The following is a 13510-nucleotide window of genomic DNA, read 5'->3' as shown; positions in this document are numbered from 1 at the left end:
TTTCATTCATAGGTTCAGTCTCTATCCATGGCATCCTAGTTCCCCAATTTTTGTTAACTAGGAGTATGTTACTGTTACCTATGTGTCCGGTCACTTTCATTACCGATGTGACCGGGTCGGACCAATTAAATAAGTAATTTACGCGGGAGAGGGAGAAATGCGGGGCATGGTTCGATAAATGCTTCATCTCGACCCTCAAGCTTAGGAGAATTAAAATAAGTGATTTATGCGGAGATGAAATACTGCTACAGGTTTCCACATTATTTTATGTGATATTACAATCAGCGAAACTTTCAAGGAAAATTCAGTGCGATGCCATAAGAAACACCTGGATGCCGGGATGCGACATCCAGGTTACGAAAATGAATGAAATTAATTCCAGCCAGTGATATCCGCAATCCCTTGGCCAATTTCAGCAGGTGATTTCACGATGTGCACGCCTGCATCCTGTAATGCTTGGAATTTTTCAGCTGCAGTGCCTTTACCGCCAGAAATAATTGCGCCCGCATGTCCCATCCGCTTACCAGGAGGTGCTGTAACGCCTGCGATATAAGAAACAAGAGGTTTAGTGACATTGTTTTTGATGAACTCAGCCGCTTCTTCTTCCGCAGTTCCCCCAATTTCACCTACCATAATAATGGCTTGTGTTTGTGGATCTTCTTGGAAAAGTGCTAAAACATCTATGAAATTAGTGCCAGGAATAGGGTCGCCACCAATTCCAACGCAGGTACTTTGCCCAAAGCCTAGGTCTGTCGTTTGTTTAACTGCCTCGTAAGTTAATGTACCAGAACGAGAAACGATACCTACTTTTCCAGGCATATGAATGTGACCTGGCATAATACCAATCTTACACTGGCCAGGGGTGATGACCCCAGGGCAGTTTGGACCGATTAATCTAACGCCTTTTTCATCTGTGTAGATTTTAGCTTCAAGCATATCCAGTACCGGAATGCCTTCAGTAATACAAATAATTAGTTTTATTCCAGCATCCGCTGCTTCCACAATGGAATCTTTACAAAAGGCAGCTGGAACATAAATAACTGTTGCGTCGGCTTGGGTGGCTTTCACTGCATCACGGACAGTATTGAAAACGGGTAAACCTAAATGCTCTCCACCACCCTTTCCTGGCGTCACTCCCCCCACCATTTTTGTGCCATATTCAATAGCTTGCTGAGAATGGAATGTACCTTGTTTTCCTGTAAAACCTTGGCATATTACTTTGGTATTTTTATCAATTAATATACTCATACGGGTGCCCCTTCGGTTGTATTGACAACTTTGACTACTTTTTGTGCGGCATCGGTAAAACTTTTTGCAGCAATAATGTTTAGCCCACTTTCTTCGAGTTTTCTTGCTCCTAATTCAGCATTATTTCCTTCGAGACGGACAACCACAGGAACCTCAATACCAACTTCAGCAACAGCACTAATAATTCCATCTGCAATTAAATCGCAGCGCACAATACCACCAAAAATATTAACTAACACTGCTTTTACTTTTTTATCAGACAATATAATTTTGAACGCTTCAGTTACACGCTCTTTAGTAGCACCACCGCCCACATCTAAAAAGTTTGCAGGTTCACCACCATTTAATTTGATAAGGTCCATTGTCGCCATGGCAAGTCCTGCTCCATTGACCATACAACCAATATCACCATCTAATGCGATATAATTAAGTTCCCATTGTTGTGCTCGTGTTTCACGCTCATCTTCTTGAGAAGTATCGCGCATGTCACGTAATTCTGGCTGGCGATAAAGTGCGTTATCGTCTGCATTAACCTTTCCATCTAGACACACTAAGTTCCCTTCCTTAGTGATTACTAATGGATTAACTTCAACTAGGCTTAAATCGCAATCAACAAACATTTTATAAAGCCCCATCAAAAGCTGGGTAAGCTGCTTAATTTGTTCTGATTTCAGCTCTAACGCAAAACCTAATTCCCGACATTGGTAGGGCATGATTCCTACTAAGGGGTCGATACTTAAATGGACGATTTTTTCAGGCGTTTTTTCAGCTACTTTTTCAATCTCTACGCCGCCTTCGGTAGAGGCCATAAAAACAACACGACGCAATGCACGATCAACCACCGCCCCAATGTAAAGTTCTTTGCCAATATTGCTGAGTTCCTCAACTAATACTTGATGTACAGGCTGACCTTCTGGTCCTGTTTGATAGGTGACTAACCTGGTACCAATCATATCTTTGATGGTTTTCTTGAGTTCGTCCTTACCTGAAACAAGACGCACGCCCCCTGCCTTACCGCGACCTCCTGCATGGACTTGGGCTTTGACGACCCATCGATCGCCACCAATCTTATTGGCTGCATCAACACCTTCTTCGGGACTGCGTACCACTTCGCACATGGGCACAGGTAATCCATATTTCGCAAACAATTTCTTTGCCTGATATTCATGTAAATTCATAACAAAATTCCAAAATTACAAAAAAATAATTGGCCAGGTTATTAACCTGGCCACCCAAATTTTCACTATCTCTGTGTTTTAAATTCCGACGTCCTACCAGAATGACTGTACATAGCCTGAGATGTCTACAATTCCAACAAAATACGTGAGGGATCTTCGAGGAGTTGTTTTATCGTCACGAGGAAACTAACTGATTCCCGACCATCAATTATGCGATGATCATAAGAAAGTGCAACATACATCATCGGTCTAATGACGATCTGTTCATTTTCAACCACAGGGCGTTGTACGATATTATGCATTCCCAAAATACCACTTTGGGGAGGATTGATAATAGGGGTCGACATGAGCGATCCAAATATACCGCCATTAGTGATGGTGAATGTGCCACCTGTCATCTCTTCCAGCGTTAATTTGCCCTCTTTAGCTTTGTTAGCATAATCTGTAATAGTCGCTTCGATTTGAGCCATGCTCATCATATCGACATTACGTAATACGGGAACCACTAAACCGCGAGGAGACGAAACTGCGATGCCGATATCGTAATAGCCATGGTATACAATATCCTGACCATCAATAGAAGCATTAACAGCAGGAAACCGCTTGAGCGCCTCAACAGCGGCTTTAACAAAAAACGACATAAATCCTAAGCGCACTTTATGGGTTTTTTCGAACTGATCTTTATATTTTGCTCTTATCTCCATAACGGGCTGCATATTAATTTCATTAAAGGTAGTTAACATAGCAGCAGTATGTTGCGCTTCTACTAAACGTTCCGCTATTTTAGCGCGCAAACGCGACATGGGAACTCGCTTCTCGGGTCGATCACCTGTTGGCAACGGCATCGCTGCGCTTGCCTGTGGCTTCTTTTCATCTTTATTTTTAATATGCTCGAGTACATCTTCTTTGACAATACGACCTTCTTTCCCCGAACCTTTAACGTCGGCAATTGAAAGATTATGTTCAGAGACTAATCTTCTTACCGCAGGACTTAAGTCTTCACTGGCCGCCGTTTTCTTAGAATCGGGCTTCGCTTCTTTAGCTGGCTCGGGCTGCGTTTTTTCATCAGCTTGCGCCCCGCCGCCATTTTTAGAGAGTATTGCGAGCAACTCATCGGCTTTGACAATGGAACCCTCGGGCTTGGTAATTTCTTTTAATATCCCATCCTCAGGAGCGGGTACTTCTAACATTACCTTATCAGTTTCAAGATCGACCAGATTTTCATCACGTTTAACGGTATCACCAGGTTTTTTATACCATTTAGCAACGGTAGCATCGGCTACAGATTCAGGTAACATGGGTACCTTTACTTCGATTGACATCGCTGTTCCTTTTTGTTGAGGTTTTTAAATTATTATTACTTCAAAGCATCATTAACTAATTCTGTCTGCTGTTTTTTGTGTAAGGCTGGATAGCCTGCAGCAGGGGCAGCTGAAGGAGGGCGTCCTGCATAAACAAGGTCTTGTCCCTTCTTGAGACAGCCCAGAATCCTATCTCGGATGATGAACCATGCACCTTGATTTTTAGGCTCTTCTTGGCACCACACAACTTCCTTGGTTTTCTTGTATTTTTCCAATTCCATTTCTAATTCATCGTACGGGAAAGGATAAAGTTGCTCAATGCGAATGATGGCAATGTCCTCGATATTTTCTTCGCGGCGTTTGATCAGTAAATCGTAATAAACTTTGCCACTGCATAGGACTATTTTTCGCACTTTGTCTGCTTTAATAGCATCTATCTCAGGAATGATTAATTGAAATTTACCTTTTGCTAAATCATCCAGTGTTGATACCGCCAACTTATGGCGGAGCAAGCTCTTTGGCGTCATGATAATAAGAGGTAACCTCAAAGGTCTTACCATTTGACGTCTTAATAAATGAAAGATTTGAGCAGGAGTAGTCGGTGCACAGACCTGTATATTGTGTTGTGCACAAAGTTGCAAATAGCGCTCTAGTCGTGCTGAGGAATGCTCTGGACCCATGCCTTCATAACCATGCGGTAATAGCATAACAAGGCCGCTGAGTTGCTTCCATTTCTGCCAACCAGAACTAATAAATTGATCTATAACAACCTGAGCACCATTCGCAAAATCGCCAAACTGCGCTTCCCAGGCGGTAAAGGTGTTGGGCTGAGTTTTGGCATAGCCATACTCGAATCCCACTACAGCTTGTTCCGATAATAATGAATCATAAATATGGAAAAAAGGTTGATCCTTGCTCAGATGGGCTAGAGGAAAGTAGGACTCGCCTGTTTTTTGATCATAGAGCACCGCATGTCGGTGACCAAAGGTACCACGGCGGCAATCTTGTCCGGTAATGCGGATGGGATAACCCTCATCTAACAGCGTTGCATACGCCATCGTCTCTGCGTATCCCCAATCAAGGGGCACCTTACCCTCGGTCATTTGAGCACGCGCTTCCATCATGTTTCCCACTTGGCGCTGCAATTCAAAATTCTTAGGATATTCTTCGAGCTTTTTCCCCAGTTTCTTTAACGTCTCTTTACTAACGCTGGTATCAACAACCACATTCGTTTCTTGACCAATAAATTGAGACCAATTTTGCGATTTACGCTGGGAGTTTTGGACCGTATTGACAATAATTTGTTTGCCTTGATCTAACGCTTCACGGTATTCATCAACCAAATTTTTTGATTGAGCTTCCGTAACAATCCCTTCCTTAATTAACTTTTGCGCATAAATTTCTCGAGGAGAATCCATAGTGCGTATTTTTTGATACATAATTGGCTGCGTAGCGGAAGGTTCATCTGCCTCATTATGACCATGGAGACGATAACAAACTAAATCAATAACGATATCTTTACCAAATTTTTTCCGATAATCAGTCGCGAGCTGCCCTAGAAATACCACCGCTTCAGGGTCGTCACCATTCACATGAAACACAGGCGCTTCAATCATTTTAGCCACATCTGTGCAATACAAAGAAGAGCGTGCGTCTTTTGGATTGCTGGTAGTGAAACCCACTTGATTGTTAATCACAATATGGATGGCGCCCCCTACGGAATAAGCATTCGTTTGGGACATATTGAGTGTTTCCATCACAATACCTTGACCCGCAAAAGCCGCATCACCATGCACTTGGATGGCAGTGATTTGATTGCGGTGTGCATCCTCATACCGGTCTTGCCTGGCGCGCACTGAGCCCATTACGACAGAAGAGATAACTTCTAAATGCGAAGGATTGAAAGCCAGCGACAGATGCACTGGCCCACCGACTGTGGCCACATCAGAAGAAAATCCTAAATGATATTTCACATCTCCTGAGGTCAAGCCGTAATCTTTTCTGCCTTCAAACTCTTGAAAAAGTTCTTCTGGGGATTGACCCATAACGTTTACAAGCACATTCAATCGGCCACGATGCGCCATCCCAATAACAACTTCTTTTACACCTTCACTGCCTGATCGATTAATGATTTCATGTAACAAGGGTACAAAAGCATCTCCGCCTTCTAATGAAAAACGCTTTTGCCCGACAAATCTGTTGCCTAAATAACGCTCGAGTCCGTCGGCTGCCGTTAAAAGTTTTAATATTTCAGGTTTATCTTCTGCAGCAATTACAGAGGATTTTTTTTGTTCTAGATAATGTTGTAACCAACGAACTTCTTCTTGGTTGCTAATATACATATATTCAGCACCAATCGTTTCGGTGTAAACATTACGTAATTTAGTATAGATATCTTTGAGTGTGGCCTGGGATTTGCCCATTAATCCTTCTGCAGCAAAAGTTTCCTTATAGTCAGCTTCACTTAAATTATATTTATTGAGCTGTAACTCACTGACTTCGGGCCGTTGAAAACCTAAAGGGTCAATTTTTGCGGCTAAATGGCCAAAACGACGATAATTTTCTATGAGTTTTTCGACTTGAATTTGCTTGCGTTCTTTCAATGCATCCGCGGTGATAGGAACATGAAATGCACGCGGCTGCTTCGCTAACTGTAAAAAATAATCTTTAATATCGGCATGCGATACATCAGTGGTACCCATATTAGAAACATTGGGCAATGATTCAAAAAAATTCTGCCACTCTTGAGGAACACCGTCCGGATTCTTAAGATAAATCTCGTATAACTCTTCAATATAAGAGGCGTTACCCCCTGATAAATAAGAAGTCGCCAGAAGCGATTTCATACTATTGTCTTGCATTATTTATGCCCTTTACTACGAAAAATTACTAAACAGCTCTCTCTAACATATCACGTCGAATGTGCCCGATAGCCTTAGCAGGATTAAGTCCTTTAGGACAGACATCAACGCAATTCATGATCGTGCGACAACGGAATAAGCTGAATGCATCTTGCAAAGCGTCCAACCGCTCATTAGTTTGGGTATCTCGACTATCTGCGATAAACCGATAAGCCCAAAGTAACGCCGCGGGTCCCAAAAATTTATCTGGGTTCCACCAATACGAAGGACACGAGCTTGAACAACAAGCGCATAAAATACATTCGTATAATCCATCCAATTTAGCACGCTGTTCAGGCGTTTGTATTCGCTCCTTGGTGGGATGATCTTTGTCATTCATTAAGAAGGGAGATGCCTTACCATATTGCTCAAAAAATTGGGTCATATCGACGATTAAGTCGCGAATAACGGGAAAACCTGGGAGCGGTCTTAAGGTAATATGGTCTGGCAAATGCGTTAACGAAGTCATACACGCTAAATGATTTTTGCCATTGATGTTCATGCCATCAGAACCACAAACGCCTTCACCACATGAACGACGAAATCCTAAGGTGGGATCTTGTTCTTTTAATGCTTCGAGTGCATGGAGAATCATTTTTCCCTTTATTTTTACAGGGTCAAGTTCATAGTCCTGCATATAGGGCTCTTTATCACTCTCCGGATTAAAACGATAAATACTGAATTTCATCATTGTTCTCTCTCTTGAAGTGGGAATGGCTCAACCTCGTGTGGACGCATGTTGACGGCACGATAAGCAATACGACCATCAGCAAAATATAAAGAATGCTTTAACCAATCAGTATCATTTCTTTGTGGATAATCCAAACGCGAGTGTGCCCCTCTACTCTCTTTACGATTTTCAGCCAACACGGCAGAGGCTTTAGCAACGGCCATTAAATTGTCTAATTCAAGTGCCTCAATTCTTGCTGTATTAAATACCTGACTGTGATCACCTAAGACAGTGTGATGTGATTGTGCTTCAATAGCATCAAGACGTTTAAGCCCCTGCTGCATGTGTTCACCTGTACGAAATACCCCAAAATCTTCTTGCATCACTTTTTGCATCTCAGCCCGTACGTTTGGAACAGACTCCCCTTGCTTCGTTTCGTTTAGTCTATTTAAACGCATCAAGGCAGCATCGATATCATCTTCGCTAACAGAAGGCATTTCATAGCCATCTTTGATGATAGATTCTAAGTGAAGCCCCACCGCTCGACCAAAAACAACAATATCTAATAATGAGTTTGCACCTAAACGATTTGCGCCATGCACCGAAACGCACGCACATTCACCCGCCGCAAAAAGCCCCTCAACGAGTTTATCTGCCCCCGTTGCATCCACTGTCAACGCCTGACCATAAATGTTGGTAGGAATACCGCCCATCATATAATGACAGGTGGGTACTACTGGAATAGGATCTTTTCGAATATCAACCCCTGCAAAAGTACGTGCCAGCTCTGTGATACCCGGTAGACGTGTTTTTAAAATATCATCTCCTAAGTGATCCAGCTTTAACATGACGTAATCGCCTTGCGACCCTGCACCCCTGCCTTCTCTGATTTCTATCATGGATGAACGAGAAACCACGTCTCGGCAAGCGAGATCTTTGAGATGTGGAGCATAACGCTCCATATAACGTTCACCATTTTTATTTAATAGGTAGCCGCCCTCGCCACGCGCGCCTTCGGTAATCAATACACCGACGCCCGCAATTCCTGTGGGGTGAAACTGCCACATTTCCATATCTTCCACTGGAAATCCTGCACGAAGCGCCATGCCTAAACCATCGCCCGTATTCGTATAGGCATTCGTTGTGGTTGCAAAGATTCTACCCGCCCCGCCGGTCGCCAATACGGTTGCACGTGATTGCAAAAACACCACCTCGCCCGTTTCTATGCATAATGCAATGACACCTGCCACACCGCCCGTTTTAGATTTTACTAAATCTACGGCATACCATTCGCTGTACACGTTGGTTTTTGCTTCAAGATTTTTTTGATAAAGGGTATGGAGCATTGCATGCCCGGTACGATCCGCTGCGGCACACGTACGATGCGCTTGTTCTTGACCAAAATTGAGGGTCTGACCCCCAAATGCTCTTTGATAAATTTTGCCTTGATCATTGCGGGAAAAAGGTAATCCCATATGCTCTAATTCATAGACGGTTGCAGGGGCATGTTTGCACATATATTCGATAGCGTCTTGATCCCCTAGAAAATCAGAACCCAAAATGGTGTCGTACATGTGCCAGCGCCAATCATCTATGCCGTCTGTGTTACCCAGTGCAGCATTAATGCCTCCTTGAGCAGAAACGGTATGAGAACGAGTTGGAAATACTTTGGAGATAAGGGCAACTTTTAAACCAGATTGCGCCAACTGTAACGAAGCGCGCATACCCGCGCCCCCAGCGCCTACAATAATTGCATCAAAAACTTGCTGAGTTATTTTCATTTAATCAAAATCCCCACAAAACAACTGCGCCCCAGGCGAGTAAGCCAAAAAATAATATGGCGACTAAAATTTCTAAAAATAAACGCCAACGCCATGACGTGATGTAATCCGTAAATACGGTCCACATACCTATCCAGGCGTGTAAAATAATACTAAAAAGAACTAATAAACTAAAAATCTTCGTTATGTTGAATGAGAACAAGGATTGCCACTCATCAAACTGCATTTGGGGGTGAAGGATTATGAAGCCAATGATAAAAATTGCATATAACCCAATAATTAATGCAGTTACCCGTTGGATTAACCAGTCACGCAGGCCGCGCGTACTTAAACTCAGTATACTATCTACCATAACCAAATCCCCGCCACTAATATTAACACGAGTGAAATGATGAAGACTAAGTTGGCGCCTAACCGACCTCCACGATGTGTTTCACCGATGCCCATGTCCATAAAAAGATGTCGAACACCTGCGACAAGATGAAAGATGAGTGATGCTAACAAGACCCACAAGAAAAATTTGGTTACAGGCCAATCAAAATTATAGAGCAGCTGTTGAAAGTGCTCTCCAGAGGATAATGACGTATCCAAGGCCCAGATTAAGAAAGGAATGTATAAGAATAGAATAACTCCAGAAATACGATGGAGAATAGAGACTATCGCAGTGTTGGGAAATTTATACTTAGTTACGTCCAAGTAGACTGGTCGTTTGTCTTTCACGGTGAGGTTCCTCATTCATATAAAAACTGAATAATTACCTGAAAAATTAAAAAACATTTTTAACACAATCTTTTATCGAATTAAAAGGATTTCTTTACTATCGAATCATTCTGAAGAAATAACGCACTAATTCCGCTCCTACCGTGTGCATCTTTTGACAACCTTCCTCTTATTTAGCTATAGTTCTTGGATCCAATCTTATAAAAAGAATGAGGGTGGCATAATGGCGCAGAAAGTAGCAAAACTGACCTTTGAAGACAAAGATTTAGACCTCCCTATCTATAGCGGCACCCTTGGGCCGGAAGTAATCGATATTAATCAGGTGGGTAAAGAAGATATCTTCACCTACGACCCCGGATTTATGTCAACGGCCGCCTGCGAATCCAAAATTACCTTTATTGATGGTGATAAAGGGATACTTCTCTATCGTGGCTATCCGATCGAACAACTCGCTGAAAAATGCAATTATATGGAAGTCTGCTATTTATTATTAAATGGTGAATTGCCTGACGCAGATCAGAAGCAATCGTTTGAATATAACATTTGTTACCATACGATGGTGCATGAGCAGCTGTATAACTTTTTGAATGGTTTTCGGCGTGACGCGCATCCTATGGCCATTATGGTGGGAGTTGTGGGTGCATTATCCGCCTTCTATCACGATTCTCTAGACATTAATAATCCAGAACATCGCGTGGTTTCGGCTAACCGCGTGATCTCAAAAATGCCCACTATCGCTGCTATGTGCCATAAATATTCTATCGGCCAACCTTATATGTATCCCCAAAATAAAATGAAGTACTCAGAAAACTTTTTACATATGATGTTTGGCACCCCCTCTGAAATATATGAACCGAGCCCTGTTTTAGTGCGAGCAATGGATAGAATCTTAATTCTACACGCCGATCACGAACAAAATGCCTCAACTTCTACGGTCAGAATGGCGGGTTCAACCGGCGCGAATCCATTTGCGTGTATTTCCGCAGGAATTGCCGCTTTATGGGGGCCTGCGCATGGGGGGGCTAATGAAGCCGCACTTAATATGTTACGTGAAATTGGCAGTGAAGCTCGCATTGGAGAGTATATCAAGCGCGCCAAGGATAAAGATGATCCATTTCGCTTAATGGGATTTGGCCACCGGGTATATAAAAATTACGACCCTCGGGCAAAAGTCATGCGAGAAACCTGCCATGAAGTCTTAAAAGAAGTGGGCGGTCACGATAATCCTATTTTCAAATTAGCCTTGAAATTAGAAAAAATCGCTTTGGAAGACGACTATTTTATTGAGAAAAAACTTTATCCCAACGTGGATTTTTACTCAGGCATTACACTCAGTGCCCTTGGAATTCCTGCCAATATGTTTACCGTAATTTTTGCTATTGCAAGGACGGTTGGCTGGATCTCCCATTGGAATGAAATGATAAGTGACCCAAAGCGACGGCTCTGCCGCCCCCGTCAACTCTATACGGGTCCTACTCGCCGAGATGTTCCCGAAGTGAAGCATCGTTGAACATACGCTACGACAATAGGGAATTTGTAGTCCGGATGCGACGAAAGTAATTCGGTAAAATCCGAATTCTGCTCGTTACATCCTGACTCTGTTTTACCTCTAGATGTGAATCAAGGAAACCATATGGACCAACTCCATCGACGATTTTCGCCTTTTCACTTATTACTGATTAGCATCAACGGCATGATTGGTTCTGCCTGGCTCTTCGCCCCTTTCTATGCAGCAAAACTGGCAGGCCCTTATGCCATCTATGCATGGATAATTGGCGGATTAGTCACTATTTTGATCGCACTAACTTTTGCGGAACTTTCTGTTTTTTTGCCCATAGCGGGTGGCAGCTCGCGATTCCCCCAACTCAGTCACGGTATCTTAACCAGTTTCATAATGAGCTGGATTACATGGATTTCAGCCCTGACTATGGCCCCCATTGAAGTGCAGGCGGTCTTACAGTACGCTTCAACCTATTTTGGTTTCTTGGTACATATGAGTAACAATGCACCTGTTCTGACCCCCATGGGAATGTTATGGGCCGCCCTAATTATGCTTTTACTCTGCGTGGTTAATATTGCAAGCTTCAAAGGATTGGTCAGATTTAATCTCATCTTATTCGGCTTCAAAGTGCTGGTCATCATCCTTACTATTTTGTTTTTTATTAAAACAAGGTTTCAAATTCCACATTTCTACGCGATCGATACTCAATCATTTAGCGCACACTGGCATGATATTATGACTGCAGTAGCAGCAGGCGGAGTGGCCTTTGCTTTTACTGGTTTTAAACATGGTGTCGAACTCGCCGGTGAAACTAAAAATTCACGTTTAGCAATCCCCCTCGCTATTGTTGGGTCAATCGTTATTTGCTTGTTGTTGTATATTGGCTTACAAATTGCCTTTATCGGCGCCATTCCCCATTCAAGTTTAGCCGCTGGTTGGAACAATTTGAGTTTCACGGGAGATGTAGGGCCGTATGCAGGTATCGCAGCGGGACTGGGGCTGGTTTGGATTTTAAAGCTGCTGTATATCGATGCCGTTGTATCGCCACTCGGCGCCGGACTCATTTATGTGACGTCTACTGCAAGAATATTATATGCCATGAGTAAAAATGGTTACTTTCCCAGTATTTTTTCTCGGTTAAACAAGCAACACTTTCCTGTTTTTGCCATTTCCCTCAATTTCTTGATTGGAATGTTTTTATTTTTACCCTTACCGGGCTGGCAAGCCATGGTGAGTTTCTTGGTCTCTGCGATGGTGATCTCCTATGCGATGGGACCCATTTCTCTTTTGTGTTTACGCTTACAATTACCCAATGAAAAAAGAGGCTTTCGTTTACCCGCCGCCCAGCTCTTATGTTTTATTGCCTTTTATTTCTGTAACCTCATCAGTTATTGGACTGGATGGGAGACTATCTGGAAATTTGAAATTGCCATTGGCATGGGGCTGCTTTTATTTGTAGGCGCCTATCTACGTGGCAATATTAGCGCTACAAACACGGGCCTGAAAGCAATACTGTGGATTGCCCCTTATTTTAGCGGACTTTTTGTAATCTCATACTTGGGCTCATTTGGTGGCAAGAATATTATTTCTTTCGGATGGGATTTTTTAGTGATTGCGCTGTTTAGTATCGTAATATTGTACTTAGCCGTTAAAACCCGCATTGGTTTAGTGCACGATCAGTATGCTATTTACAAAACGGAAGAGTTCGCTGCTTAATAGTCTGTAATGCGAGCGATTTTGAGAGCCCTTTATTGTCCTTATCTTATTGGAGTGACGCTGTGTTAAAGGGAAAAGGCCCTCACCCCAGCCCTCTCCCGCGAAAGGCTCACACAATTAAAATAGTAATTTACGCGGGAGAGGGAGAAATGCGGATGCAGGTTTCGATATTGCCATCAGCCTCCACATCTAGTTATCAGCCTGCCATACCCATACTTATCAGCTATAGGCATCAGCCCGCCCACATAGCCATGAGCCGCGCTCCGTCCCTGCAGCCCGTCGTCCCCTCGTCCCGCGACTTGATCGCGGGATCCAGCATCTGACTTTGATCTACACTGATGCATGGCAACCGCATCAAACTGAATAAACCCTGGATTTCGCTACGCTACATCCAGGCTACAACACCCTCAAAGTAGCCTGGATGTAGCGTAGCGAAATCCAGGGAAATTCAAGCCTCAAATGTTTGTCAAGGGGGTTTTTGATGCGGTTGCCATG

10 protein-coding genes are annotated in these 13510 nt (G+C 43.1%); 2 read left to right on the top strand and 8 right to left on the bottom strand.

From position 1 onward, the window contains the following. Positions 1-372 precede the first annotated feature (372 nt). The 8 genes from sucD to sdhC all read right to left on the bottom strand — a co-directional run bounded on the left by sucD (position 373) and on the right by sdhC (position 9798). Positions 373-1248 (bottom strand): succinate--CoA ligase subunit alpha, encoded by an 876-nt coding sequence (gene sucD, locus H0U71_03440; protein ID MBA2654106.1) that lies wholly within the window; start codon positions 1246-1248, stop codon positions 373-375. Then, positions 1245-2426 carry an ADP-forming succinate--CoA ligase subunit beta gene (sucC, locus tag H0U71_03435; GenBank protein ID MBA2654105.1) on the bottom strand — a complete coding sequence of 394 codons (1182 nt, stop codon included), beginning with the start codon at positions 2424-2426 and terminating at the stop codon, positions 1245-1247. The genes sucD and sucC overlap by 4 nt, the downstream gene beginning before the upstream one ends. 125 nt (positions 2427-2551) lie before the next feature. Further along, positions 2552-3748 carry a 2-oxoglutarate dehydrogenase complex dihydrolipoyllysine-residue succinyltransferase gene (odhB, locus tag H0U71_03430; GenBank protein ID MBA2654104.1) on the bottom strand — a complete coding sequence of 399 codons (1197 nt, stop codon included), beginning with the start codon at positions 3746-3748 and terminating at the stop codon, positions 2552-2554. Between the two features lie 35 nt (positions 3749-3783). Then, positions 3784-6588, bottom strand: coding sequence for a 2-oxoglutarate dehydrogenase E1 component (locus H0U71_03425; protein ID MBA2654103.1), 2805 nt, complete (start codon positions 6586-6588; stop codon positions 3784-3786). 28 nt (positions 6589-6616) lie between these two features. Then, complete coding sequence (locus H0U71_03420; protein ID MBA2654102.1) at positions 6617-7315, bottom strand: succinate dehydrogenase iron-sulfur subunit; 699 nt, start codon at positions 7313-7315, stop codon at positions 6617-6619. Next, a complete protein-coding gene (gene sdhA / locus H0U71_03415) occupies positions 7315-9078 on the bottom strand; it encodes a succinate dehydrogenase flavoprotein subunit (protein ID MBA2654101.1) in 1764 nt (587 codons plus the stop codon). The genes H0U71_03420 and sdhA overlap by 1 nt, the downstream gene beginning before the upstream one ends. 4 nt (positions 9079-9082) lie before the next feature. Further along, positions 9083-9430 (bottom strand): succinate dehydrogenase, hydrophobic membrane anchor protein, encoded by a 348-nt coding sequence (sdhD, locus tag H0U71_03410; protein ID MBA2654100.1) that lies wholly within the window; start codon positions 9428-9430, stop codon positions 9083-9085. Further along, positions 9424-9798, bottom strand: coding sequence for a succinate dehydrogenase, cytochrome b556 subunit (gene sdhC / locus H0U71_03405; protein MBA2654099.1), 375 nt, complete (start codon positions 9796-9798; stop codon positions 9424-9426). Before sdhC ends, sdhD begins: the two co-directional genes overlap by 7 nt. 223 nt (positions 9799-10021) lie before the next feature. Between sdhC and gltA the strand changes: the two genes are divergently transcribed. Together gltA and H0U71_03395 are read left to right on the top strand one after the other, a co-directional pair. Beyond that, positions 10022-11308 (top strand): citrate (Si)-synthase, encoded by a 1287-nt coding sequence (gene gltA / locus H0U71_03400; protein MBA2654098.1) that lies wholly within the window; start codon positions 10022-10024, stop codon positions 11306-11308. Positions 11309-11431: 123 nt separating this feature from the next. Next, a complete protein-coding gene (locus H0U71_03395; protein ID MBA2654097.1) occupies positions 11432-13015 on the top strand; it encodes an APC family permease in 1584 nt (527 codons plus the stop codon). The last annotated feature ends 495 nt before the right edge of the window (positions 13016-13510 follow it).

Source organism: Gammaproteobacteria bacterium, from assembly GCA_013697705.1.
Lineage (GTDB): Bacteria > Pseudomonadota > Gammaproteobacteria > UBA6002 > UBA6002 > UBA6002.
This window is presented reverse-complemented; position numbering and strand designations above follow the sequence as displayed.